The organism is Prevotella intermedia ATCC 25611 = DSM 20706 (assembly GCF_001953955.1).
GTDB lineage: Bacteria > Bacteroidota > Bacteroidia > Bacteroidales > Bacteroidaceae > Prevotella > Prevotella intermedia.
Map to the genome: position 1 here is coordinate 585,805 of NZ_CP019301.1, position 26,687 is coordinate 612,491.

General features: G+C 40.1%; 18 protein-coding genes. 6 read left to right on the forward strand and 12 right to left on the reverse strand.

Annotated features, from left to right (window positions below; translation table 11 throughout):
- Positions 1-501: 501 nt before the first annotated feature.
- From BWX39_RS11190 to BWX39_RS11230, 9 genes are read right to left on the reverse strand one after another with little or no spacing between them, the layout of a single operon-like run.
- Complete coding sequence (locus tag BWX39_RS11190; protein ID WP_019968986.1) at positions 502-1,188, reverse strand: PP2C family protein-serine/threonine phosphatase; 687 nt, start codon at positions 1,186-1,188, stop codon at positions 502-504.
- Entirely contained in the window at positions 1,189-6,696 is a 5,508-nt protein-coding gene (gene mads8, locus BWX39_RS11195) for a methylation-associated defense system ATP-binding protein MAD8 (RefSeq protein ID WP_028905806.1), read from the reverse strand.
- Positions 6,696-8,252 (reverse strand): methylation-associated defense system protein MAD7, encoded by a 1,557-nt coding sequence (mads7, locus tag BWX39_RS11200; protein ID WP_028905807.1) that lies wholly within the window; start codon positions 8,250-8,252, stop codon positions 6,696-6,698. The genes mads8 and mads7 overlap by 1 nt, the downstream gene beginning before the upstream one ends.
- An 11-nt stretch (positions 8,253-8,263) precedes the next feature.
- A complete protein-coding gene (gene mads6, locus BWX39_RS11205) occupies positions 8,264-12,388 on the reverse strand; it encodes a methylation-associated defense system protein kinase MAD6 (RefSeq protein WP_028905808.1) in 4,125 nt (1,374 codons plus the stop codon).
- A 13-nt stretch (positions 12,389-12,401) separates the two neighbouring features.
- Positions 12,402-14,561: a hypothetical protein gene (locus BWX39_RS11210; protein WP_036860667.1), complete on the reverse strand. Its 2,160-nt coding sequence runs from the start codon at positions 14,559-14,561 to the stop codon at positions 12,402-12,404.
- A gap of 2 nt (positions 14,562-14,563) precedes the next feature.
- Positions 14,564-15,226: a CpXC domain-containing protein gene (locus tag BWX39_RS11215; protein WP_028905810.1), complete on the reverse strand. Its 663-nt coding sequence runs from the start codon at positions 15,224-15,226 to the stop codon at positions 14,564-14,566.
- 14 nt (positions 15,227-15,240) lie between these two features.
- The gene (mads5, locus tag BWX39_RS11220; RefSeq protein ID WP_028905811.1) at positions 15,241-16,644 is read right to left on the reverse strand and encodes a methylation-associated defense system restriction endonuclease subunit S MAD5; all 1,404 of its coding nucleotides are present in this window, start codon (positions 16,642-16,644) and stop codon (positions 15,241-15,243) included.
- Positions 16,641-18,668, reverse strand: a complete 2,028-nt coding sequence (mads2, locus tag BWX39_RS11225; RefSeq protein ID WP_028905812.1) for a methylation-associated defense system DNA methyltransferase MAD2 — start codon at positions 18,666-18,668, stop codon at positions 16,641-16,643. Before mads2 ends, mads5 begins: the two co-directional genes overlap by 4 nt.
- A gap of 14 nt (positions 18,669-18,682) precedes the next feature.
- Complete coding sequence (locus tag BWX39_RS11230) at positions 18,683-18,913, reverse strand: helix-turn-helix transcriptional regulator (protein ID WP_019968994.1); 231 nt, start codon at positions 18,911-18,913, stop codon at positions 18,683-18,685.
- Between the two features lie 789 nt (positions 18,914-19,702).
- Here BWX39_RS11230 and BWX39_RS11235 point away from each other — a divergent pair.
- The 6 genes from BWX39_RS11235 to BWX39_RS11260 all read left to right on the forward strand — a co-directional run bounded on the left by BWX39_RS11235 (position 19,703) and on the right by BWX39_RS11260 (position 24,186).
- Positions 19,703-20,011, forward strand: a complete 309-nt coding sequence (locus BWX39_RS11235) for a DUF3853 family protein (protein WP_004352487.1) — start codon at positions 19,703-19,705, stop codon at positions 20,009-20,011.
- Positions 20,008-21,060, forward strand: a complete 1,053-nt coding sequence (locus BWX39_RS11240) for an AAA family ATPase (RefSeq protein WP_028905813.1) — start codon at positions 20,008-20,010, stop codon at positions 21,058-21,060. Before BWX39_RS11235 ends, BWX39_RS11240 begins: the two co-directional genes overlap by 4 nt.
- A 182-nt stretch (positions 21,061-21,242) precedes the next feature.
- Positions 21,243-22,133 (forward strand): CHC2 zinc finger domain-containing protein, encoded by an 891-nt coding sequence (locus tag BWX39_RS11245; RefSeq protein ID WP_028905814.1) that lies wholly within the window; start codon positions 21,243-21,245, stop codon positions 22,131-22,133.
- Positions 22,134-22,234: 101 nt separating this feature from the next.
- A complete protein-coding gene (locus BWX39_RS11250) occupies positions 22,235-22,582 on the forward strand; it encodes a plasmid mobilization protein (protein ID WP_028905815.1) in 348 nt (115 codons plus the stop codon).
- Positions 22,579-23,505, forward strand: coding sequence for a relaxase/mobilization nuclease domain-containing protein (locus BWX39_RS11255; protein WP_028905816.1), 927 nt, complete (start codon positions 22,579-22,581; stop codon positions 23,503-23,505). The genes BWX39_RS11250 and BWX39_RS11255 overlap by 4 nt, the downstream gene beginning before the upstream one ends.
- A gap of 21 nt (positions 23,506-23,526) precedes the next feature.
- On the forward strand, positions 23,527-24,186 hold the full coding sequence (locus BWX39_RS11260) for a hypothetical protein (protein WP_028905817.1): 660 nt from the start codon (positions 23,527-23,529) through the stop codon (positions 24,184-24,186).
- A gap of 52 nt (positions 24,187-24,238) precedes the next feature.
- On the opposite strand, the gene BWX39_RS11265 is transcribed toward BWX39_RS11260, so the two are convergent.
- Genes BWX39_RS11265 through BWX39_RS11275 form a run of 3 tightly spaced genes read right to left on the reverse strand, consistent with a single transcriptional unit; the run spans position 24,239 to position 26,686 of the window.
- Complete coding sequence (locus tag BWX39_RS11265) at positions 24,239-24,805, reverse strand: metallophosphatase domain-containing protein (RefSeq protein ID WP_028905818.1); 567 nt, start codon at positions 24,803-24,805, stop codon at positions 24,239-24,241.
- 9 nt (positions 24,806-24,814) lie between these two features.
- Positions 24,815-25,543 carry a hypothetical protein gene (locus tag BWX39_RS11270; protein ID WP_028905819.1) on the reverse strand — a complete coding sequence of 243 codons (729 nt, stop codon included), beginning with the start codon at positions 25,541-25,543 and terminating at the stop codon, positions 24,815-24,817.
- A gap of 18 nt (positions 25,544-25,561) precedes the next feature.
- On the reverse strand, positions 25,562-26,686 hold the full coding sequence (locus BWX39_RS11275) for a PDDEXK-like family protein (RefSeq protein ID WP_028905820.1): 1,125 nt from the start codon (positions 26,684-26,686) through the stop codon (positions 25,562-25,564).
- Position 26,687: the final 1 nt, after the last annotated feature.

Here is a 26,687-nt window from a genome sequence, read left to right on the forward strand (position 1 = left end):
CGGATGCAAAGGGCATCTATATATATAAATTGACTATATATTGTGAATTATATTGGGAAGTGTTGAAATTCCATTTCTCTGTTACAGCCAAAATCCCTCCAGTGCAAGGTGCAAGTCCCCTTATATATAGGGGCTTGCACCTTGCACTGGAAAGTGTAGCAGTAAAATCTCTAAATATTTATGGTACAAAGATTTGGAGGTCAGTACAATTTTATATACCTTTGTACCCAAGAAAAGAGAGCTGTTGTGCTTTCAAAAGGTAGTCAGAATAGTAGTCACTAAGCAGTCAAAATACTGCTACAAAAATGCTACACTACCGATTTGTCAAAATTGATAGGACATTTAATTACAACGAGTTAGCAGAGTTTGGTTCACAAACCTCTCTCTCCGCAAATAAGGGTGTAAATCAACGAGTTACGTGATTTACACCCTTTATTACACCCAAAAAATGTGAGATGGGTGTTTCTTTTTAGTAGGATATAAGTCACTATTATCATAGTTTCAAATAGTTACCTTGACAAATGAATAGTTATCACTTATACCATTTGCGAGTGTGTCTAGTTCAGTTTTCTTACTATCATCGTAGTTCAATGCTTTATCCATTTCTATTTCCTTGTGGAATCCATCAGTACAAAGAATAAAGACATCCCCATCTTCTACCTCTATTTTTCTAATGGGGGCAGCATCTACAAGGGTGTCACCCATAATAGATTTAGTAACGATGCAAGCATATTTCTCATAACTGGTAGCACTCAGTGTCTTAATCTTTGCCAATTCATTCACAATAGAATGGTCTTCTGTCCGATATACTTCCTGCCCCCCTCTAAACATATAGATTCTGCTGTCGCCCAACCACGTAAGGTAAGCATTGCCACCTGACACAATCAGCACAGTAACGACGCATCCCATTTGTTTCGCCGCCATAGCCATGCGTTTCAGCATCAGGGCATCATTGGCAAACGGAATGGCCTCTTTTAAGAGTTCTGTCGGCGAGTATTGGTTGAAATTTAATTCAATGAAGTCCAACAGAGCATCCCCGACAACCCTTGCAGCAGTCGCCCCCTCTGAGTAGCCACCCATTCCATCTGTAACCACAAAGATTCCCGAACCATCGGGAAGAGAACCGTGAACTACATAGTCTTGATTTTCATCCCGAGTTCCTTTGTTAGTATATTCAAAAACCTTCATTTACTTAATTGCTTGAATAGTGTCACCACCATGCTTTGTCACACGAGGGCGAATACTTATTTTTATTGGACGCTGAGTAATTGTCTTGTCAGAAGACTTGTTTGCCCACAAGTATGCTTCCCCAGAGCCCAAAACTGCCATTTCTGTCGCAGTCAACGTCTGCAAAGGTGTTATGGCTTTCTGCACATGCTTTACCCATGCTGGCGAACTGAAGCGATGCATCACGACAATTGAGCTCAACTCAATGATTTCCGTTGGCAAGCTCATTGGGTCTTGGCTCGCTATCATAATAGAAACACCTTTATGACGCATTTCACGTATAGCAGTAGTGATAGACCCAACAAGTTCCTTGTTATTCATATACTTATGTGCCTCGTCAAATACAATGAACTTATTAAATGCCCTGCCATCAACTTTCATCACACTCGAAAAGATGTTGAGCATTACCACAAACAATCCAAGAGCTTCGTCCTTTTCAATAAACTCATCGCGAAGGTCAACAATTATCAAACGTCCGGGTTTCAAGTACTGCTGAAGCTTGTTGCCATCTGTAATGTACTCCTCAGCAAAATCCAATTTCTGTTCAGCCATTGAACGTTGAGAAGAACTCATGTGACCATTGTCTACCACACCGTCACGGATGTTTTGCAATGACATATTGTTTCGGCATGATTTCATAATCTGCTTTAGTTCCTTAATGTAGGTGGAATCATTTCCCATTGCCCCAAGCAAGAACATCCAATCACGAACGGCCAATTCTGATGAATCGAATCCTATTGGATGGACTTCAATATCAGGATATTCTTCTTTTCTGGCTTCCACCTGACTTTCAGGTGCAAGAAGAATAACATCTTTGATACTGCCTGGTTCTGCTCCATATTCGGCTTTAAGCTTCGCTAATTGACCAGCTTCATCATTAGGATATACCATAGATGTGAATTCTGGAGCATAATCCATGCTGTCACTATAATGGAAAATAACACTGGCCATTGGCGCAGGTAACAAGTTCACTTTAGAGAATTGGCGGAGTACCATTTCTGTAATTGAACCAATCGTATAACTTTTTCCAGCACCTTGAACGCCAAACAAGCTGATTGTATTGCATTCATTTAAGTCAAGACCAATTACACGCCCATTGCTATTCATCTTACCGATGATACCGAACTGGGGACTATCGCCATTTTTACCTATAATAACGTCACAAGACGGTTTCTCGTAATTGAGATCAATAGGTTCTGGTTCTGAAACTGGTTCCGACTCAGAAGGTGTTTGCACCTCTTGCGATGGATTTGTTACAGACTCAGTGGTATGAGTAGTTTCATCGACATGCTCAGGCTCTTCCTGCGGTTCAAATGATACAGAAGGTTGATCCACGGATGGGGTTATAGGTTCGTCTTGAACGTCTGAGATAGGATTCTCTGCTCTCGTCTTAATTGTTGACTTCTTTGGAATTATTACTTCGTAATCAGAATCCTGTTCTGGCTCATCTGAAGGAACTAAAGGTTGTACAGGTGCAACTATTTCCCCGTCAGGGTCTTTCCTTGGAGTGAGGGTTGGCTCAAAGAAATTCACGATTTCCTTGTCCATTGCTTCAAGTACCTGGCTGTTTAGAGTTCCTTCTGTATTAAGGATTTCGCCAATAACTGGTTCTCCCATAGAGTAAATGAGTGCATCTCCATAGAAGTGCTTCTTCTGACGTCCCATTTGAGTAAAGTCAAATACAATCCCTAATTGCTTAAATCTGATGGTATATCCATCTGCCAACTTACTCATGAACACTAAATACTCATGCGCAAACTCTGGGTCAAGTTGTCCATAGCGCATAGCACGACGAATATAGAACTCCAAGAATGATTTCAATTCCAATACTTTGAGCTCTCTGTCAAGTCTATAATAGCCATCTACTGCAATTTCAAAGTGCGAGCGTAGTGCAAAGATTGTATTTTCAATTTGATTAACCATCTTAGCATGAAGCTCTTCTGCATTGTAATGTGCATTGCGGCATTTAATTTCAACTACTGTAAACAGAATTTCTTTCTTTGCAGAGTCGATTTTAACAACGAGATTGTCTGCACGTTCCTTGTTTTCGTTTTCTAGGTCTGCAAACAATTCTTTATGAAGGTCAATAGGAATAAGGAATGACTCTTTTGTTATCCCTTTCTTCTCTAAGAATCGCTTACAAAGTGTGGTGCCAATGACCTCAAATCCCTTACGAGAGGTTGCATTAACCTGCATAATCAATGAACTACTTACAGAACGGACATCTTCCAATATCTGCTTGAAATTCTCATATCTTTCAAGGTTAATACCATATTCATGAAAGAGTGGAATCATCAATGCTCCAATCTCGCTTGTTGGTTTGGTAGTAAGATACGACGAAACACCTGTTGCATCTTCACCAGGAACATAATCAAGTAGGTAAGGAATATCGTTTTCACCCAGACATGGTAGGTCATAGAATTCAGGCCCCATATTTTTATCAAAAGTGATAACCCAGTCACTGCTATCATGAACGAATAACAACAGCATCATATCATTTTCTTTCAGGCGAAGTGTTGTAGCTGGAACTGACTCTTCAAGAGTAGAAGAGAGTAGTTTTCCTGTAGCCTCTTGCAAACGTGCAAACAAGCTAACTTCCATGTTTGCTGACTCTGACACAGGATTTGGCAGAATCTTATTCGAGTAATACCTGTTCCACACGAATGACTTTCCTTCCTTCGCCGCATTAACCACGTCTCGGCATATTGTTCCATTCAGGTAGAAAGAACGGCTTAATTCGTCAGGGCGAACCAACTCTGTATGTACAGCGAATGGATTAACCAAGAACGAAAGGTGTGCCTGGTACTTATCGTGGTCATCAATAAAGTCACTGACTTTGTTCAGAGAGAAGCGTAACTTGGGGAACAATCTGTTTGCGGAAGCTTGTGAAAATACTTCGGCTTCAGCAGCGGTTCTACCATAGCCTTCTGGATCAAGCAACTCTTTGAATGCTTCGCCTGATTGTAGCATATTGTCATCCGAGAACAAACGGATTTCATATGTTAGGTCAAGACCAAGCCCAATTTTCTCTAACTCTATAAGAGCCTGAGCAAAAACAGCTGCATCTCCGGCGTTGAAGAGGTTGATGACAAGTTTATCCGTGTATGGATGGGACAAACCGTAATTGAACAGATGACGAACAACTAAATCTTTGCTCACATCACTATCAATCTGCTTTTCACGAGCCACATTAAGTAACATCGCAGTATATGACTTCAACTGACGGTAGCCAGAAGCAAAAGCATCTTCTCTTCCGTAAGATGGTTGTGCATATGCACCCCAACCGAATGTGATTTCACCAATATACTGATATGCCTCTTGCAAAGAGCTTTCGCTAAGTACGAGAGGGGCAATCTCCATTGGCAATAATCCCATGAAAAGTTTATCTAACTTTCGATACCAAGCCTTATGGTACTTAGGATATTCTAAAGTCTTTTCTTCCCAATCTTGGTACAACTCATATAAGTTGACCATCCAAGCCAGACGAAGTGGGTGAAGTGGGGTAATGAGCTTTACTTTGACATTGCTACCATCAGGCATTTCGACAGTCAAAAGTACAGTATCAAGATTCTGTAAGCAAACAATCTGCTCTTCGCTTAATTCTGTCTCTTGGAGATTTCTCAACCAAGAGTCATATTCTGCGAGATAGCCTTTGATTAGACCAATATTTGTAGTAAAGTCTGTGGTACATATTAGACCGCTTTCATTTTCAGCAGACTCACGTATAATTGAAAATAAGTCTTGGCGCAATGCAGTCAACTCATCAGGAATATTAAGTCCCTTAGCAGCAACAAACAACGGGTACTGTTTTGCTGTGTCTGTAGGATCAAGCAATTTTGCGTCTGTTAGATTACCACTTAGCAATGCCTCCACATGACCTAATTCATCATCATTCTTAAGAAACGTGGTTTCTAATTGTATCAATTTTTTAGGAAGCTGAATCTGATAAGCGTATGCAGCACCAAAGTCAAATTGATATGTATTGTTCAATGTGCCCTCAATCCACATGCTTCTATCAGTACCAACGTCAGGAAGTTCTAAATCTTCTTCTTTAGACAGATGTGTACTGCGATAATGAATAATTGCCTGAGTTAGACTGTTAACTTTACCTCGTTTGTCAACTTCGCCTTCTCCAGAATACTCTTCAGTGGTAATCGTAAAGCTTTCTGATTCATTGCAGTATGCCACGTGTTGCTCCAATCGGTACTGTTCCATTTGAAGGTTAGGATTCTGCTCCTTCGCATCAAGCCATGAAGCCTGTACTCGTTCTTCCTTGAATTCTTTTAATGTGTCAAGAACAATACCGTTCTCGTCAAGAGCACGGACACGAAGCATATATTCACCTTCTTCAAACATGCCAGATGCAATATTCAATGAAAGTTTACGAGAGGCACGCTTGTTAGTTCCAACCTTAGCTTTTTTTACAACACCTACTTCAGAGAAGTCATCGATGTTGACAAGGGCTATTTCGAATGAGAAAATATCTGGATTATCTTTTGGAGATGGATCCGTCGTTATCGTAAATGAAACCTTTCCCTTTTTGTCTTGTGGAATAGCCAATAGCAAGGAACCTGTATCGGCATCACGGACAAGTTCCTTTTTGGGATCTTTTCCAGGAACGATGTCAACCATAACCTTTACAGGTTTACTTTCGTTGTCTTTGTCTATCCAAGGCAGAACAGCATAATTAAATTCAGGATGATTATCGTGAATATTCTCAAAGAGAGATACAGCATCTTCGATATTGTCAGTTGTAGTAAAGAATACCATCAAGTCTTTCTGGACGGTATTTCTAACTAAAGGCAGACTAACGATTCTGTCAGCAGCCGTTAAAGAAAAGTCTGCCATCACAGAAGAAACCTTCTCTAAATTGAGCATAAAACGTCTTCTGATTGAACCTTCATTTTTAATGAGGTCTTTATCAGGAAGCATACCAAAAAGGTACAATCCATTACCCCATGCTTCATCGGCATATTGTTTAGTCTCCAAATATAGAAGATAGTTGATAACCGTAGTTCTTGATGGCTTTATCTCCTCAAAAAGATCTGTCATCTGTTTCCAAAGATATTCCTTTTCTTCTGGTAATTCATGAATGAGTTTCCACACGAAGGAATCTTGGAGTTCTGCTACAGACAGATTTTGGAAGGTCGCATCACCATAAGAGTCTTCTGCTGATGTGCGACTGTTTGACGGAACAAGGATAAGTACCGATTTATCTGGATTGTTACGTAGTTCAATAAGCTTAGTAGCATGAATAAATTCTTCTCCTTTCTCTGTTTCAGACAGGATATAAACTTCCATTCCACTGTTCAAAGGACGAAGCAATGGAAGTAAGACACGAAGTTCCTTCATAGCCAGACCAGTGATCTTCATACAATGTCCTGGCTTTGCTGACTTCAACTTAGGTGAATACGCTTCTACAACATGTTGTATGAAACGCTCGTAATATAGAGTTTTAATATTTTCCATTAGTCTTCCAATTTATAACGTGGACGAATCTTTTGGAGGATGCAAGCATCGCTCATATCTGTATAAAAACCAATCTGACGAAGTTTATTCTTGAACGCATCCATGTTAACTCTGAATGCAGCATTCATTTCTACATCAGCATCTGCAAAACGATCTTCTCCAATACCATTGATGATTAGGCCGTAACGCTCACGAATAGCCTTAGCTAATTCATCTATAGAGAGAGAACGAGTTTCATAACCGCCATTGTTCTTCTCTTTGAGAACTAGCAACTGTACCATTGTTTCAAGCAGTTTGCTTCCTAATGCACCTCTTCGAGGATGATGCTTAGAACGGCTATCTGCCAGTAACATAGAAGAGCTGTTCTTCATGCAGACAGCATCGACAAAGTCATGTATGTACTTGTACTGACTTGCACCCAAATTGGATTTTTCAAGCACATGGACAAACATATCAAAATAGTCTTTCTCTGGGAAGAACTCTAACATTTCATGGAAGTCGTTTTTATCAAACTCCTTCTCATCGCTATTGGGAAGGCTATCTTCTATGTCATTGAGCTCTTTCTCATAGTACTCTCCTTGCTTGTTATTGTCTTCTTTGAGTATGCGGAAAGCTTCATCAACATCGCAACGTTTTCTTTTCTGGATAATATCAACCATGTATGTAGCACGAATGTATTTGCCATAGCTATTCTCCATTCGCTCGATGTCTTTACAAGCAAATTGTGATACAATACTATCAAGATTATCTGTCAAATCAACTACAAGTGACCAGTCATCAACAACATTTCGAGTACCGGCATGAATCATCTTGGGCAACAGATATACAACTTTCATTGTATAGAGTGCAAGATGAAGACCACAGAGTATTCTCAGATAGTCGATGAAAACTGCCCTTGGGAGTTTTTCTTTGTAAATGAGTAATCGACGAATATCATCTGTAAACAATGCAGCTTGCTTCTCCAAAAGAGGCTTGGGGATAATATCGACATCCTTATTCATACTCTTGCGTTCACGGAGAGGCTTTGTTATGTGTAGAATGCCTGTGGTATCTACGTCAAGTTCCTCTAGTGTGTTGATTTCGCCAGATGCTTTGTCCCAACCTTTGCTAAGATACTTCACCAATCCTTTCATAACTTCAGGATTGCTCTTTAACATGAGATATAATTGGTCTGAAGCACGATAGTCACGACAGTACTTGCTGTTCTGTACTCGGAAGCTCAATAGATGGAGTGGCTTTAAGGTTGATACATGTTCCTTAATAACATTACCACGGTTAACCAATTCGAGTAGTGAACTACGTAGCCAGTCTTCTACACCGTCAGGATTATCCTTAACACCATTGATTACACCTTGTTCTTCAAGAGCATTGAGATTGGACTTCAATGTATCAATAGTATATTCTTTTCTGAATGCCAGCTGGACAGGTTGTCCATCAGCATACATCTTAATAAACAAGTTAGTAAGAACACGATCCAGTCTTACTGACTTGAAGTCAACGTAAAGCAATTCTTTATTCAAGAATGCAACTGTACCTTTTTTTAATTTCAGTATCATAATCGTATTCCTTATGCGTTAAGAGGTTCAATTACAATATGTTTCTTGCCGTCGAGACGAATTACAGTGAACTTCCTGTTGTTCTTCGTAACAAGAATCTCTGTATAAGTTTTGGCCTCTAAGAGGTTCTTGAAAATCTGAAGTTCAATGAATCGACCTCGTAGGTCATTCACAGAAGGACTGAAACCAGCACGAATGTATTGAAGCATTTCGTAGAGGTCAAGGCTGACAGTCAACTGAATAAACTTATCGGTTTTATGACGGAAAGTAAGACTATCGCTTTCGTATTCGATATATTTAGTCAGATGCTCTGTCTTATTTACGAATAGCTCAAATTCATCCAATGGGAAACGACGATAGCTCTTTGAAATAGGATCACCTACATTTGAACTTGCCAAAAGTAGATAACCTTCTGTCAAACGTGCATTGTCGCAACCTTCACTTGCAGAGATGGCGCAAGCCAAATCTTGCATAGTTTCTTTGAGAGCCCTTTCGTCTTCAACTCGAAGTTGCTCCTCGAACATACTTGCATAGCGGTATGGCAGACGTCTGCGGAAATTAAATTTTCCTTCAAAATACTGATGACGCACATAACTCTTATGGCGACCTGTTGCCTGCATTCTTATAACATCAGATTTAACCTCATACGCAGGAATAATGACATTGTTTTCGTTAAAGTCATTCAATAGGCTGCGCTTGCGGTCACTAAAAATCAGATAGTCATTTGGACGCTTAGATGTATAATAGAGGTCACGATCATAAGCTGGTAAAGCAACACCAGCAACGTCTGTTTCCCTTAGCAATTTAACCAAGCGGTCGTTAGAATCAAGTGATGGGAGCATGAAGTCTTTTGCTGGCCATACAACTGGAGCAGTTAAATTGAAGTAGTAGTACTGCCAATAGTATTCAGGCAACTGTTCTGTCTGAACATACTCCACTAATTGCTTGACCTCATCACAAGAGTAGTCTCGTGTTAGCATCCAAGCAATCATAGAACGCAAGTCTCTCATGGTGATATGGAGCTCACGTTTATAGAAAATAGTTCTTACAAGCCATTCGAGACGATTGATAACTTCATCTCCTGCACTGCTGTCTTGGAAGGTATCTACATTATATTTTATATAACAACGGTCGGCAATAGGACATCCCTCACACTTTGACCATAACTCTGGACGAGTCAATTTCTTCACCTGCTGAGCAAGAAGACTTGGAGAATTGCCGTCTCTTGCAGTAACAGAACGAAGGTTAAGATTGATGACCATCAGACCTGGGAGGAGTTCTGCATGACCTTCCTGATAGAAATAGTCTTCAATGTTATCTCGGAGCTTTTTCAACTCATCATGAGTGGAGAGAAAATCAACCAAACGACCTTCGTTGATAGCAATAACTCGACCTTCCTGTGCCTGAGTGTAGTCACTAAGATTGTTGAAAGGAGAGAGGAACTGAGCCAACACTTTATCATTAGCTTTTTCATCCTCATCCTGTGAGCCATCATAATTAGATTCGAAACGTATTCCGTTGATATAGAATTGTGAACCATTGTTTGTGGAAAATGATTCTTTATTTGTACCTTGATCTTCAATTCTATGGATAAATGCAGTCTTACCATCACCAGCATTTCCTGTAATGATAATCAGTTTATACTTCAAATTTTTGATGTCTTGAATGAGTTGCTTATCAAGTTTTGTCTTGGTATAAGTCAAATCATCAAAGGCATGAGTCTTTGCTCCTGCTCGTGTGCCGCTATTACCATGGCGACTTTGACTATAGAGAGAATTTATGTAATCGACTGGATTCGCATTGACTGTAGAAGTATTTATGATAGTTGAAGTATCCTTCAATATACCATTGACACCAATCTTCTCCAGTGCTTCAAGCATTTCTTTGGCAGATGTAAATCGCTTATGTCTATCTGTAATGATAGCCTTCATTATAAACTCTGCAATCTCATTTGTCAGTTTGTCGTTGTAGCTACGAATGTCTGTAGGCTGCATATGTATATTGGGACGCATATTGCTTCCTGGCCATGGATAGGCATGAGCAAGCAGCTCATAGATTGTGATACCCACTGCAAATGTGTCGGCAGACTTATCCCAATCAATCTTATTTCCCGATAAAACAAGGTCTGGAGCCATATATGGGAATGTTCCTCCAAACGACTTATCATCGGTCGTCGTAGAAATGTTGAAATCAATAAGCTTATAAATCTGACGCTTATGCCACATGATATTACTTGGCTTAATATCTCTGTGATATACAGGAGGATTTTGTTCTTCCTGCATATAGCGTAAAGCTTTCAGAATTTGGGTAGACATCTTATACACCTCGTCAACAGGAAGACGCAGGTCACCTCTTGTATAATCTTGCAGGTTTTCACCTTCAAGCAGCTCCATCAATGTGTAGAACAGTCCTTGTTGAGTACGGTCGTTAAATTTAAACTCAACAATGTTGGGGTGGTGGAGCGATTTTAATGCCTCAAACTCGTTGATGGCATTGTCAACAGATGCGTCGCGTTCAAAGATTTTAATGGCAAGAAATTGTTTCTGCATATCATGCCATACCTTGAACACACGTCCAAATCCACCTCGTCCGAGAATTTCATGAAGGGTCATAGACGGAGTTACTTTAACTCCAGGCTTCATGTCTTTCAAATATGCATCCTTGGGCTGACTTGTGGTGTTGTTTCCTGCTTTGGCATTTTGAGCTTCAATGGTTTTCTTTTGCTCTTCTTCCATTGAATTATTGATGAACTCTATAAATTCATCTGCCTCTTGCCAACGTTTGAATGGGTCAGCTACGATTGTATGCTTGACTACTTCATCCATCCATTCTGGAAGATCTTTTGATACCTTACTTGGCATGAGGTCTTCTGTAAGCAATCCACCTAATGCAGAAGTAAATGTGAGGCAACTATCAAAAGGTAGTTTGCCAGTCATCAATTCATAAAAGATTACTCCAAGTGCGAATATATCGCTTCCTGAACATACGTCACCTTCTAAGAATTCAGGTGCTGTATATGGTGAGTTGATATTAGTATCTTTCTTTACAGTAAAGCTCAGGTCAGAATGCTCGACAAACCATGCCATACCAAAGTTTGCCAATGCCGCTTTACCTCCTTCATATACAAAGATATTCTCAGGACACACGTCGCGATGATATACCTGTTCCTTATGCGCAGCTTTTAGCGCATTAGCAACATCAAGTATAATGCTGATTTTATCTGTCTGTTTGAAAGTTTTCTGACGGAGTTTGCTTCTGAGTGAACTTTCGTCCTGATAGCGGCTTATCTCATAATAGTAAGTCTGCTCTTCATTCATTCTGCAATCAGTCTTGACAATGAATGGAGATGCACCTATCTTGTCTTGGGCAAAGCTTGCATTCTGAACCATCAAACTCAGTTTCTTCAGCTCTTCGGGACTCTTACCTGCTACATCAAGAGGATATTCACGTACTTTATAACGTGCTGTTGCAATGAGTTTAGGAACACACAGGTATTCCGTGAACTCCTCAGTCTCTTGAAGAACCTCTTCTATGAGATAATTGAAGATTTCCTTGCGTTCAGCTCTTCTACGTTCAACAGACTGACCAGAAAGCAAATCGACAAGTTGTGACTGAATATCCATAATCATTCCTGGAGTACGCCCAACAAGTTCTGGCTTAGTAAGGAAATCAATCAAGTCTTCTCCCAATGTGAATGTTTGCTTGTAACAATCACAGGTAGGGTCTAATCCGAATTTTGACTGCTGAGGATGGCTCAGAGTAATAGCTGTTAGTATCTGGCCAAAACGCCAATCTGGATGTTGGTTCTTTATCTTGCTGGCGAGAATACGGCTCTTTAGTCCTGCTGTCTTATGAGGATTTGCAACCTCTTGACCACTACGGAACCAAGCCCAGTCATCTCCTTCGAGATTACCAGCCCAATCCTTATTCTCAATGTGATAAACAGCATGAGGTGCCACAACAATGCAGTCATATTCCCAATATTTCATTACTCGGTTCTGGCCAGTAATGGCAATATTAAGGTTGGGAATAATAATGTAGTTACTTGGCAACTTTAAGTCGAGGTAGTCCAACAAACGCTGTTCTCCAGCATTTACAGGACCATCGTCGTGTATGGGTTTTCTTATTTGTGCCATATATTATACATGTTTAAAGATTATTCGATAATACTTTCTCCAACTTTTCTATAATTCTGTCTGCTCGCTTGTCAACAAACGGCTCGCAAAAATCAAGGAACTCGTTGGCTGCTTTGATAAATGTGTCACGGGATATTCCTGGTTCCCAGCTAAAGAGACCTTGGAACACCTGCTTTGGTTTTCCTTCTTCATCGAGGAAGTCTTCAAGCATCAATTCGTGAACAATATGATTGAAGTTTTCTTCCGTGCGGAATGCAGCTACTTCTTTCTTCTTCAGATTGAGTGCGTCCAACATCTTCATATTGCACTTCTTTGCACCAATCATCATCTTATAGAACTCTACAAGGAACACATCGCAATAACCTCGTCCAAGAGGCTTGGTATTACGCATTAGGTTCAAACCTGATGGAAGAACCATAATGTTACCTATAGTGTGAACCTTTTTGCCGAATCGTACAACTCTTTCACGCAACTCCACTGGAGCATCGTATGTTTCAAGAGCTTTGTAGTAATCCTCAAAGTTAATACCAAAGATGGTGCTTGTAATGTTGATGGTGTCAGGCTTATATTTGTGCTTATCCATGCTTTCATAGGTGAAGTCAGGATAAGTATCAGCAAAAGCAAGTGTGAGAATTGATTTCACAAGGATGCTTTCAAGTCCGACAACGCTTACACGCTCGTCACCAAACTCCGTATCTTCCCTCAAAGTGTAAAAGTCAAAGTCTTTTAGTTTCTTTATATCACCATCAAGTCTCTCTGCAACAAACTTTTTAAGCTTATTGAGAGCGTAGGTATCACAAGCCTTTTCGACTTTTTCTTTCTCCATCTTCTTGTGGTACTGATCCATTTCTTCGAAGAAGGATGGTTTAGCGATGTCTGTCTTTCTGTATTCACATCTACCTTTCAGATAACGCTCACGGAAGCTCTTGATAAAGAGTCTTCCACATCCTTCTCCTTTGCCTTGTATACCATTATCATAGATACATCCCTCGCAGACGGTACCTTCAACACCTCTATATGGGTAATTGTCTTCTACATTGATGAAGTCTTTCAGGTCTGCATCATTTGCCAACTTATAAATCATTTTGCTAAGTTCGGCAACAGACCCTTCAGTTGGCTCCTCTTGTATGTTTGGATCAACAGGATAATACTCCTCGTCCAAGCCAATAGGGTGGTGCATCCTCTCCACGAAGTCCTTATCAAGAGAACGAGGATGAACCTCCATCTTCATCATCTCATCAAGACTCTTACGTGCCATCTCAATGAGAGTAGTTTCCTGACCAGTTGCTTCATTCATAAAGTTAATGGCTGTCTCGTCATGTCCAAGGAAGAATGCTGCTGCTCCGGGAATATGTAGAAGAAATACCTGTGTTACGCCTTCTTTCTCATAGACATCCATTACCTTGAAATAACTATTGAAATGGAGCGTACAGAGGTTCCATTCCTTTACTTTAGGGTTTTGTTGACACAATTCTGGTATCTCACACATCATAGCAGTATGTGCGCTTGCAATAAGGAAACGTGTTTTATGAGCTGGCTTCTGTAATTTCGTGGTTACATCGACGAAGAATCCAGCACGAAGCACATCACCTACATGATAGGTTGTGTCCACTATCACTGGTGCATCCGTGTCTCTATAGAAAAACTGTAATCCAGGGAGTACCCAATGAGCAAATTCCTCAAAAATGTCCTTATAGTCTATGTTTACCTTCTTTGGCAGATGATCACGAGCAGGATCATAGATGCTGCCGTCGAGAGTAATGATATAAGGTTGAGTTCCTATCTCTGCATAGATTCCATCTCCTTTCTCCAGCCAATTCGCTCTGTCAAATATCATAGGAAATATGACATCACCATTGACATGAGCTACACCATAAGTGTATCTTGTCTTGGGGTTTGTCTTTGACTTGCGAATGGTGTTGCTGAATAGGAAGAATCCTTTCTGAACCTTAAACACATCATTGTGCCATTCCTTTAGGACAATGCTGCCATCAGGACGAAGAATATTCTTCTTTATCCCTTGTTCTGCCTTATAGAATCCTTCTCCCCATTCTTCAATGTAAGAGTATCTTTCACCAACTTGATTGCCACTTTTGTATAACAGGAACCACTGGGTGTTTTCATAGACTCTGGCAAGTCCATTGCTGTCGTAATCGTATTCTGTTCTTGCCATAGCTATTCCTCCTTCATTTGTTTTGCCATCCACTCTGCATCCACACACATGCAGCCTTCTGCTTTCATGCGTGGATCAAGTTCACAGGCAAGTTTGTGTTCAAAGTAATTATCCATAGCGAAACGAATCTGCATGGTTTGCTCTTTCTCTTTGTCATCATAAAAGAAATAGATTGTGCCATACGGAAACTCTTCGTTAGGCTCTTCAGTCTTTGCAAAGAATAGCTCATAGCCTTTCTCTGCAATCTCAGGCATTATAACATGACTGATCATATACTTCTGGTGCTCAATGGCAACATCGTTCAGACTGTGTTCCAGTATAACTATCTTCTCCTTGAATCGTTGTAAACCGAAGACAGCTCGGAACAAGTATTCTTTCTGCAAGCCAATACCTTCTGGAATCTCCATTGGTGCATAATCATAATCCTCAGGCTTAAAGAAGTCGAAGAATATCATGAACCCATGTGTCATATCATGATAAAGAGTTCCAGCTGGTATGCCTGTCACCTTACCACAGTGAGGGCAGCGGTACATAAACAACTCGTCAGAGAATATCTTTTCTCTGAGCTCTGGGTCTAAGTCCACATTGACCGATGTCCAAAGATCAAACTCGCCTTCTTGGTGGCAGTGTGGACATTCTATGTTTTCTTTCCTTAACTGTGACATAAAAGTGATATTAATTATTTATTCCACTTTTCGATTTCTTGCTCTACCATACGGATGGCTTTGCGTTCATAGTTATTGGCTTCGTAGCGTTTTGTGTGTGCTTCCTTAACCAATTTATCAATATCGTTCATCTTGTCTGAATCAATAATAGGCACAGGTATCTCCAACACCAATCGAGGAATAGGACGACAAAGTTTTGTTCCTGCTTGAATGTTCCTAAGAAACCTAAAACCATAGTCAGATTCAAGCCATGTATATAGATAACCTGATGGAACTTCATTGCTTGCCTTCATCCTTATAAACTCTCCAGAAACAAGCTGGCCAACCAAATCTTCATTCGCAAAGATGGTTCTGCAAAAGGTTTCATTCTCTCCTAAAGTACCTACACCTGCCACAAGAACTTCTCCATATTCAACCATATTGTCAGTCTTCACGCCTCGTTTGGATATATATTTGCCTTTGATAATAGTATCAAAGATATCTTTCTGGTTGATGAGCATGATTCCATAACCTTCCTTTACTTCTACACGTGGGAATGAACCAGTAGAGAAAGTGTCACCACCCAATAATACTTCTTTGAGCGGTTTTGTCGCACAAGGCATTGAAGCCTTAGTTTTTCTTATTCTTTCTGAAAGATTAAAGGCGTTTATAGTGGTTGTTGTAATATCCTTACGGTTTCTTACAAAACAAGATACTTCGCGTTCTGCGCCTCTTGGACCGAAATAGTCGTAATCTTCCGTAGTCAAATCTCGTAGATTTGCGGCTTTTTTCAATAGTTTTTCTGCCCCAGTAAGCATATCCGATGCTTCTTCTCTTAGTTTTGCAGATTCTTGTATCAAGTCATCTACTTCTTTTTGAAACGAATCTGGAAAATCGGGAATTAGAAGCCCGCCAACCATATTATCTGTTATGAATGGTTGGACACCGCCAGTAAGCAGTTTTAAAAAAGATAAGTTCCCAATTCTTGAAGCCAAATATGCATAAAGGAAACCATTTTTATATTCTGGTTTAACTACAATTCTTATAATGTTATCAGACCCCATCGTTTTATATTTTTCCCAATAACTGGGCACGAACGATGTTTGACCTATAGCTCCTACACGCCCAGTTAGAATCATTCCACCTTTTAACTGGCTTTTTTCGTCGAAACCATATTTCTTTGAATTGTACTTACATGTTAAAAAAGGGTTTGATGTCGATGCGTCTGAATTACTGAGAAACGGGAATCCATATTCTTTTGTTGTATATTCACGTTTGTTCCTGCCAGAAGTAAAGATTTCTGAGCAATAAAACGACAATGAATGGCTTGAATGTGTTTTCAGCACAGCATCATACACATTTACATCGGCATTGTGATAACTGCCATCAAATCGTTTCTCTTGTAAGATGTACTTACTATTTGCAATTCTGCTTTTCATCTATTATCCTTCTTAAATTTAGCATACGCTTCAACTATTTTTGGAAGGTCGTCTGCAAGATGCTTGATGCGTTCTCTTCGTTGTTTTACAATCTCTCGTCCATTTTCTGCAATGCTGAGCCACTTTTTAGTATGTTCAAAAAGAATCTCGGCACCATAGTTGTCTTTTTCATAAACAGGAACGCCACGACGATCTTTTCCTACTTGCTCTGCAATGGCCATGAATACATCGTAATCTTCATTCTCGACAGACATAAGCCTTTCTGTGTCGGTCTTCTTTTGCAAGAATAGCAATGAAGCTTGTACTCCAACTTGTGGCAAGAATGTTTCTACAGGCAAATCAACACTTGCAAGCAGTTTGAATCGCTGGAGGATCCACAGACGTACACTTTCTGTGTTTGGGTTGCCAAGAATACCATCAGGAAGTACAATTGCCATCTTGCCACCAGGCTTCAGGAAATAGTAACAAGCTTCAATAAATAAAACTTCAGGAGCCTTGCTGTTTAGTTCATATCTTTCGGCTATCTCCTGGTCAACTTCTACCTTTGCTCCAAATGGTGGGTTGGTAAAAATCATATCGAACTTACCCTGTGCGTTATTCTCTGCTGTTTCAAAATGAAAGTCTTTGTCTGCACTATGTTTTATACTTTCATTTACAGCTTTAGCAATAAGAGGAACATCTGGTTTGCTGCCAAAAGGGTAGTCCAAAGAATTGATATTATATATGTTTGAATGACCGTCACCTGCCATAACCATATTCATTCGTGCTGCTTTCTTCAAGTCTGGGTCGAAGTCAAAACCGAATATCATCTTTTCAGCATACTCACGAACAGCATCATTAACTTCTGGAGAGTTGTATCTTGCTTCAAGACGCACATCATCAAGGTCAGGATAAAGGTTCTTTGCTATTTTTCGGCGTACATGGTCGAGCACCATCACGAGGAATCCTCCAGAACCACATGCAGGGTCGAGCACACGACAATTCTGGTCTGGGTCAAGCATCTCAACCATGCACTTGATAATATTACGTGGAGTAAAGAACTGACCTGCCTCTTGCTTTAGGGTGTTACTAACAATTGTCTCGTATGCAGTACCCTTAACATCGACAGTTGCATCAAGAAAAGAGTATTTTGCAAGTTCTGCTGCAACAAAGGCAAGTCCACGGTTAGATAGCATAATCTGTTCATTGCCATCAAACACATCCTTGAATATATTGCTTTCCTTCAAGTCTTCAAAAAGTCCCTTGATGCGTTCTGCAACAGCAGCTTGTCCTTTTTCTGTGTTTTGCTCTTTTACACCCACCCAGAATCGGCGACGATAACTGATACCTTGCTTGGCATCAGAGAAACGACGCTTTTCATCATAGAGCTTGCAGAAAATAAGGTTGAGGAGTTCCCAGAAAGCGGTCTTCTTCATGCCCTCATTTCCATAAATGTAATCATGGCAACGCTTAAATGTCTTTACCAAAGACTCGTTGGCAGGTTTACGAGGCATGGCACGTTCACCTTGAGCTTCGAGATCTTCAATAGTCTGTCCTTCTGCAGGGAAATCAGAAATAGCCTCGCAAGTTACCTGACCAAAGTCATCCTCGTATGAATACACATACTGGAGGTCTTCGCCATTTGTCCAGCAAGCAAAATCACAATCGGTAGAGCCGAGAATACCTTCGGTTGTTGCTTCAACGCCAGCTCTCTTGTCGGTAGGCTTCACCTTGGCATCTTTAGCTACAATAATGAAACGGATAAGTTCATCTGAGTCATGAGCATGACCAGCATTAAAGATTGCCAAATCAACTTTCTGAGTCTTTGACTTATCTTCATTTGCGTCTTCATACTTAACCTTGAAGTCTCGTTCCATATCCTCTAGAGCGAAGCCATACTCTTCGGTCATCATTGCAATCATAGACTGTAGGGTCATTTCTTTCACTGTGGCCTTCACCACACGATTTGTCAAAGAACAAACCATCTCCTTCTCCGCCAGTACTCTCTCGTTCTGAGAAGCTGCTGCATTGGATTCCTGTACCATAAACGTTGTTAAATTTACTTTCGGTAGATTACTATATTCTCTTCCCGTGTGGGAGTAAGCAACTCCCTTATGTCAATTTCTAAGCACTCCGCAATTTGATATAGTGTCTCAATCCCAGGCTGTGCGATGTTCGTACACCACTTGCTCACTGTTGCAGGGTCTTTTCCTAATTGCTCTGCCAACCACTTGTTGGTTTTCTTTTTCTCTGCCAGAACAACTTTCAGTCGGTTGAAATTCTTATCCATGATTACTTATATTTGATGCTTATATTCTATATAATTATATAATGCAGATAGGCGTATTATATTGCCCTATACTTGCAATTTTAATTGCGTTTTGTGCAAATTTAGTGATTTTGTCAGCAATAACAAATTGCTTTGTTCGCTTTTTTTATAGTCTTTTATGGCGTTTATGTTGATAAAATAGCAGTATTGCTCATTGAAAAATGAATTCTGGTATTTTTAGCATAGCATTTGCAACACCTATTTATGTATAGCAAATAAAAGAAAATATTCCGCAAACAACGATAGTAGAGCTATGGTGGAGAGCCACTGGTTGATGTGAGTTCAACGGCTGTCAAAAGCTTTTATATAAACATTGAGTTACACTGCAAAATTGCAAAATTGCAACTTTCCAAATATAGTTCATATTATTGCTATGCTCTTTCTTCTGTCCCATTAGATAATTGTATATCTCAATATTAGTTACAAAGATATGAACTTATAATGAATAAAACGAAGAAAAACGGAACTTTCACGCTACAGGAAATAATTTTTTAGTGAGAGGAAGCCATAAGGAATCTCTTAAACAATCAATGATGATTGAAAACAACGTGCGTTTATCCGAACACATTCCACTTTTTGAATATATATTTAGCGTTTTTGATAGTCGCTGATATCCTCGCATTTCCTTATACTTCCCGCTATCTCTCTGCCTCTTGGAAGAGTATTAAAAGCCCTCTACTTTTGCATCGTCAGACCTGACTGAATGCCCTATGCGCAAGGGCGAGTTATTCATTTCAAAACAATTGGATTATGACGATAAACGAATTACTGGACAAGCCTGTTTGGCAGATGACTGGTGAAGAATTACTTTTCCTTGCACAACACGGTAATATATCCACGAGCAGGGAATCAACAAAGGCTTCTTCCTCCAAAGAAGAAAAGCGATATGTTTACGGGTTGGCTGGCATTGCACGCCTCTTCGGGTGTAGTTTGCCTACAGCTAACCGCATAAAGCAGAGTGGTAAAATCAATCGTGCCATTACACAAATCGGTCGTAAGATTATTGTTGATGCAGACCTTGCACTCGAACTGGCAGGACGAAAGACAGGAGGACGATGATGAATACAACTGATTATGAAAACATTTGGCGAAAGTCGCTCATTCATGTAACGGACGAGTTCTCGCTTCCGCCCGTTGTGCTGCAAGCAGGCGAAGCCATCATCGGCACGTTGGGCAATTTCAGTGTATCGACAGGTAAGGCGAAAGCTAAGAAGACTTTCAATGTGAGTGCCATCGTTGCAGCAGCCCTTGTCAATGGGCAGGTGCTGGAATATCAGGCATCATTTCCTGAAAGTAAACGCACTATACTTTACTTTGACACGGAACAAAGTCCTTATCATTGTCAACTTGTGATGCAACGTATTTTGAAATTGGCAAAACTACCGATAGACAAGGAACCGCAGAATTTAAAGTTCAGTCATCTTAGGGCCATTGCTGACCCTAACGAACGCAGAGAAATCATTCGCTATGCCATCTACAATACGCCCAACGTGGGTTTGGTAGTCATTGATGGTATTCGTGATTTGATGCTCGACATCAATAACTCTACGGAAGCAACCAAGTTGGTAGGTGATCTAATGCAGTGGACAAGTGAACAGAATATCCATATTCAGACCGTGTTTCACCTCAACAAGGGCGACGACAACGCACGAGGACATATTGGTACGGAACTCAACAACAAGGCTGAAACAGTTCTTCAAATCACAAAGGACAACACTATGCCTGAACGCAGTATTGTTGCACCTTCCATCATTCGTTCCAAACCCTTTGACAAATTCGCTTTTCGGCTCAAGGAAATGGAAGATGAGGTGTGTGTTCCCGAAATCGATTCTACCTACACGGACAACGAGCGCAAGTCCCACCCATATTCCTACCACGAACTAAGCGACACGGAGCATCGAAATGCATTGGCACAAGCCTTCTCTTCGCGCGAAGTCTTGCCATATGGCGAACTCATCGCAGCACTTCAAAAGGCTTATGCTAAGGTAGTTGGACAATCCTATGGGCAAACCAAACTCAAAGAACTCTTGCAATTTCTGCTCAACAAAGGCATGGTGGTCAAGGAAGAACGAGGAAAATATCGGCTCAACAAAGATTATCTGCCCTAAAACCATTGGTCGGTCGGACACAGGCTATATATACCTGAACTAATCCGACCAAAGAGAAACAAACTTGGTCGGACGTGAAGGTGTGCCTATAGTGCACGACTGTCCGACCAATCCTAAACCCTTCAGTCTCCAAAAGAAAAAGGCTGAGAGTTATTCTTTTCAAACTTCAAAACAAAATCACAATGGAAATACAAAATATCAAGCAAATCTCTATCACAGATTATTTGCAGCAACAGGGTTATTCACCTGCACGAGTACAAGGTATTCACTTTTGGTACTGCTCTCCGCTGCGCAAAGAAAGTACACCATCATTCAAGGTTAACACAGAGCGCAACCAATGGTATGACTTTGGAACTGGCGAACATGGAGATATTATTGACCTTGTGCGTGCTTTACAGCATTGTACCATGAACGAAGCCATTGAATTTCTAACCGGTTCAAAACAAATAGTGCAACAAGATTTTTCTTTTGGCGGTGGAAGAAAAATCTCCAAGCACAAATTAGAAATCATATCTGTGCAATCACTTACCAATCCTCATTTGTTACGTTACATCGCAGAGCGAGGAATACCTATCAGTATCGCTAATAGATTCTGCTCTGAAGTTCATTACAATAATACTAATCGGACATACTATGCCATTGGGTTTGCAAACGATGCTGGAGGATGGGAAATTCGTAGTCCTTATTTCAAAGGCTGCATTGCTCCAAAAGCGATTACAACTATTAGTAAAGGCACAGACGTTTTACAAATCTTTGAAGGGTTTATGGATTTTCTTTCGTGGCAAACGCTAAATCCTCCTTCAACTTGCGACACCATAGTTCTTAATTCTCTGGCTCTTTTGCCACGCATTCAAGAGAAGATAAAAGGCTACAAACAAGTTGAAAGTTTTCTGGACAATGATGAAGCAGGACGAAAATCGTTTGAATTTTTAAAGCAGTTTTACCCATCTGTCATAGATGGATCTGTTCGCTATCAAACTCACAAAGACCTCAACGAATGGCTTGTTTTTCAGTCCAAAGTGCAAGAAAGTCAACCTTCGTTACCGACTACGAAGCGTGGCATCAGAAGATAGTGTTTATCCGGGAAGCAAGTTTGTGTTTTGAGTATCTCAAAACCTACTTGCTCCCACCTTTGGGAGGTAAAAATCCCGTTGGTCTCATCAAAAAATAAAAAATGGAACAGAAGAATAAAGGTGGGCGACCCACCAAGACATTATCAGAGAAACGGAAATATCAAGTGCTTCTTCGGCTTAATACAATGGAGTACTACACCTTATTGGGAAAAGCACGTGAAGCCTCAATTCCTCGAACAGAGTTTTTACGGCTGCTCATTACAAATGCAGAAGTAAAGAGCCGAATCAAGGCAGAGGAAATGCAACTCATCCGTACAGTTTCTGGCATGGCTAACAATCTTAACCAAATTGCCCATCGACTCAATGCTTTCGGCATCTCTGCACTCAATGAAGAATTGAATGCACTGAAACAACTTATTCATGAACTTATGAGACGATTGAAGCCATGATAGCCAAGATTATTAAAGGAACAAACTTCAGCGGAGTTGTCAGTTATATGCTTAGCAAGCGTGAAGGTCAAGTCAAGGTTTTACAAGCTAATGGCGTGCGCAGTTCTTTACCAAATGACATTGCACACGACTTCAACTTGCAAGCCTCTATGCGTCCGAATGTACATAAACCTGTTTGTCATACCATACTCTCATTCTCGGCACATGATTCAGAACGACTGACAGATGCAACAATGGTGAAGATTGCCAACGAATATCTTCATGAAATGGGCTATGGCGACACACAGAACCTTATTGTAAGGCACAGTGACCGCCAGCATCCGCACTTGCACATTTGCATCAATCGCATCGGTAACAATGGTAAGACCATCAGCGACCACAACGAAAAGTATCGTTCAACGAAGATTTGTAGAGAACTGACTGAGCGTTATGGTCTAACCATTGGCGAAGGAAAGCAAGAGGTAAACCGATCACGATTGAGAGGTGAAGATAAATTGCAGTATGAGATATTCGATACTATCAAGGCTGTATTACCTCAATCTCAGACTTGGAAAGATTTTGTTGCAGAATTAGAGCAACAAGGTATTACCACTCGTTTTAAAACAAAAGGTAATACCAATGTTGTTCAGGGTGTCATCTTTCAGAAAGACGGTTGTTGCTTCTGTGGTTCAGAGATAGACCGTTCCTGCTCTTTCTTGCGCCTCAATGCAGAGATAGAACGAAATTCTCACAAACAAGAGCAAATTAATCTACAAAATGAGCCTATGGCACATCCTGTAGATGAAAGCAATTTTATTACCGACCTATCTGAAGCAATTAGTGAAGTGTTTTCTATGCCAACACCAAGTAATGGCGTAGATGTTGATGAACTTCGATTTCAAAAGAAACTTCGCAATAGAGCTAATCGCAAACGTAGAATTTAATCACATCAAATTTATATCAGTATGAATAACGAAATAGCACCTGTTCTTGATATGCTCGAAGAACTTAAACAAGAATGCAAAGTCATCAGTAAGGCACAAGTAGAACTGCGCACTACTATTGCAGAACAACTATCTAATCCAAAGGGAGATAGCGCTAAAACGCATGAAGCTGTGCAAATCCATCTCTCGAAAGAAACTCGAACCAAAATCAAAGAACATCAACTTTTTGTTTTGGAGGCACTCTCGCAATCAAACAAGAAACTTGCCCCGAAGTTTGAAACCTTGCAACAGCTCATCCGTGAGCAACAAAAACCTGTAGAATATAAGAGCTACTCGCTCTTTGCAAGCGTGCAATTAGCCGAGCGTATGCTACTTTTATTGGTTTGCGGGTTGGTCATGGTGAGTTGCTGGTTCTTCGGTATGGGAGCCAACAAGCTACAAACAGCCTCCGATTACGACCTCCGCTATCGCTATCTGCGCATGCAAGGCAAAGCCACCGCTTCAGACTTTACACATCTTGACAGCATCTTTATCACGCACCGCAATTCCAAAGCCATTCAGCAGATGCAACAGAAGGTAGTCGATTATGAGCAAGCCCTGCAACGACAATCTGAGCTGTCGCTACAACAGGATAAGATAAAGCAAAAACAAAGAGAACTAAAGATGCATTTGAAGAAATAGCAAACGTTTTAAAAAAATATTTAGTACTGTTAGAATACGCATTAACTATCAGTTAAACCTTATGCAACAAAGGAGCGTTACACAACTGATAATGGTCGTTAAGGACGGCACCATTTGAAAAGGTAGTCATTCCTTGTTGCTTTGTGCCGTATGCGTCATGGGCGTGGCCAAAAAGATATAATTTGGGTTTTACTTCCAACACCTTATTTCTCAAAGATAGATTTCCCCAATGTATTCCGTTGGATTTGTCCAGTATCATCGCAGGTGGTTCGTGTGTAATAAGTACGTCTACACCATGCGGTATGATGCTCTCTTGATGATTGTATGCCAAACCAAAGAATCTTACACCCTCGATTTCACAGCCTCTGTCTTGCAAGAAATGAATATTATTGGGCAAGTCTTCTATGTTTTCAGCTTCCCATAAACATAGATCGTGATTGCCTGTGACAAAAATCTTATGACGGTAGGGTTGTTCGATTAACCAGTTCAGGAAGTTGAGTGCCTCCCCTTCTGTACCCATATCAGTAAAGTCGCCACAATGCACCAAAACATCAGCTGTTGGTAAATAGGTCAGCAGCCGATGTCGATTGTGGGTATCTGAGATTTGAAGTATTGTCATATTAGGGCGCTATGGGTTATCGGTATGCCATACAGGAGCTTTATCGAAGCCTACAATATATTCAGTGTGAGGATGACCATACTTAGGACTAATTTGCCAAATGATTTCTACATTATCTGGAAGTTGTTCAAAGAAAGAGGCTAACACATCCATATTCTCCTTTGTCCTGTCTGCTTCAAGGCTTTGCAACTCCAGCCCGAGCATAACAGTTCGAATATTATTATTGCTATAGGATATAGGATAAATGGGCTGGTCTAACGAGAGGGCTGTTCCCGAAGTAATATATGTTGCTGTACGAGCAAACCTCCTAAAATCATTAAAATCCATACCTATGAGTCCAACAGTTTCTATGAAATGATGGAAAAACAGCAGATAGTGCAGAATGTCATCTTGTACTGTACTATCTTGTGAGGTAAGAATATTATAGAATTCCCATCTTTCCTTGAACAAATCATACTGCATGCTAGAGTGCAGGTCTAGAATAAAAATGCTACCAGCTATACCTTTATACTGTTTAATAAAAGAGTCTATTTCAGATACATATACTTCAGCATTGTCAGTGAAGACAAAAATAGCTAAGCATTGTTTGGAGTGTAAGTCGTCATTACAATTACATATATCTTTATAGGGCAGTTGCAGACTGCTTAGTATTTCTTTGGCTTTATCACCAAAACAATGATAAGCAACAAATTGCTGATATGATTCCCCAAAATCTAAGAGTTGCTTTAAGTCTTCCATTTATTTCTTTTCTAAATCTTAGATTTTGAAACAAGTTTCTATTTCACTAATCTTATTCTTTATCCACTTTAGCACTTCTTCTTTTCCAATTGCGGGATATTGAGCTATATCATGCCAGTTGTTACCTTCGTTATCAGAAATCCAACTCCAACCATAAGGATAATTTTGGGTTGGTTCATGTGTAAAGCAATCTAATTTAGATTGCTGCACGATTGTCTTATCCTCCGAAGCAACCGCAATCCACGCTTCTTTCCAACAGGCTTCGTCTGTTTTAATAACGATAAAATGATTTCTTTTGCTATTCAAACTTTTCCATAAAGCTCCATTGTCATCTTGACGTTCGTTAAAGCCAAGGTCTTTTAGGGGCTTAATTATACAGTCTTTCCTTAATTTGTCTCCAATTTGTTCCCTTAACAGTAGCAATTCGGAAGTAACATCAATATTGTTAGATTGAATGACTTTCTTAATAATACTTTGTTGATATTTTGTATCCATATCTTGGTGAGTAAGTTGTTTGATAATCGTGATATAATCTTTGATGGTGCGGTGAACAGGCTTTTGGGGTTTACTCTTCATTAACTTTTTTAACAGCTTTAGAACATCCTGTGCATAGGAAAGTTTGATAAATTCAAAATCTTCTCCTCCTAATGAGTCTGGAGAAGGTTCATTACCATATAAAGTAAGATAAACTAATTTGAAATTATTTTCTCCAAACGTTTTTAACCCATAGTTATAATATCGAAGCAGTTGATTAGGCTGGTCACTTGCATAAATCTTATTTTCAATGATAACGGCATGTCCCCTATCTTCAAGAATAATATCTATACGGCCGCCAGTAGCTTCTGTTACTTCTCCTATGGGGCGTTCAACTATCTGCTCTTTACAATATGTAATATAATCCTCTGGCAATCCCAAAGCTATAAGGAACGATTTGAGAAATTCATTTTCCAAGCCATGGTTTGCCTTTGGATTGAGTAATGTTGCAAGTAAACGTGAATGCAAGCGTACTTCGTCAGAGCATATATCCAACGCAGAAAACACATTAAAGCTTTTTCCTTCCTTCTTTTCTTTCTTTAGCCTCTCTTGTTCAGCATGATGTAATGGTAATAACTGAGATAGTAATTCCTTGATGTTATTGGACATA

Coding starts and splice junctions, on each gene's coding strand:
- BWX39_RS11245 (WP_028905814.1), top strand. CDS start 21,243: ATGGAAATACAAAATATCAAGCAAATCTCTATCACAGATTATTTGCAG.
- mads8 (WP_028905806.1), bottom strand. CDS start 6,696: ATGGAAAATATTAAAACTCTATATTACGAGCGTTTCATACAACATGTT.
- BWX39_RS11240 (WP_028905813.1), top strand. CDS start 20,008: ATGATGAATACAACTGATTATGAAAACATTTGGCGAAAGTCGCTCATT.
- mads6 (WP_028905808.1), bottom strand. CDS start 12,388: ATGGCACAAATAAGAAAACCCATACACGACGATGGTCCTGTAAATGCT.
- BWX39_RS11270 (WP_028905819.1), bottom strand. CDS start 25,543: ATGGAAGACTTAAAGCAACTCTTAGATTTTGGGGAATCATATCAGCAA.
- BWX39_RS11260 (WP_028905817.1), top strand. CDS start 23,527: ATGAATAACGAAATAGCACCTGTTCTTGATATGCTCGAAGAACTTAAA.
- BWX39_RS11230 (WP_019968994.1), bottom strand. CDS start 18,913: ATGGATAAGAATTTCAACCGACTGAAAGTTGTTCTGGCAGAGAAAAAG.
- mads2 (WP_028905812.1), bottom strand. CDS start 18,668: ATGGTACAGGAATCCAATGCAGCAGCTTCTCAGAACGAGAGAGTACTG.
- BWX39_RS11190 (WP_019968986.1), bottom strand. CDS start 1,188: ATGAAGGTTTTTGAATATACTAACAAAGGAACTCGGGATGAAAATCAA.
- BWX39_RS11265 (WP_028905818.1), bottom strand. CDS start 24,805: ATGACAATACTTCAAATCTCAGATACCCACAATCGACATCGGCTGCTG.
- BWX39_RS11210 (WP_036860667.1), bottom strand. CDS start 14,561: ATGGCAAGAACAGAATACGATTACGACAGCAATGGACTTGCCAGAGTC.
- mads5 (WP_028905811.1), bottom strand. CDS start 16,644: ATGAAAAGCAGAATTGCAAATAGTAAGTACATCTTACAAGAGAAACGA.
- BWX39_RS11235 (WP_004352487.1), top strand. CDS start 19,703: ATGACGATAAACGAATTACTGGACAAGCCTGTTTGGCAGATGACTGGT.
- BWX39_RS11275 (WP_028905820.1), bottom strand. CDS start 26,686: ATGTCCAATAACATCAAGGAATTACTATCTCAGTTATTACCATTACAT.
- mads7 (WP_028905807.1), bottom strand. CDS start 8,252: ATGATACTGAAATTAAAAAAAGGTACAGTTGCATTCTTGAATAAAGAA.
- BWX39_RS11255 (WP_028905816.1), top strand. CDS start 22,579: ATGATAGCCAAGATTATTAAAGGAACAAACTTCAGCGGAGTTGTCAGT.
- BWX39_RS11215 (WP_028905810.1), bottom strand. CDS start 15,226: ATGTCACAGTTAAGGAAAGAAAACATAGAATGTCCACACTGCCACCAA.
- BWX39_RS11250 (WP_028905815.1), top strand. CDS start 22,235: ATGGAACAGAAGAATAAAGGTGGGCGACCCACCAAGACATTATCAGAG.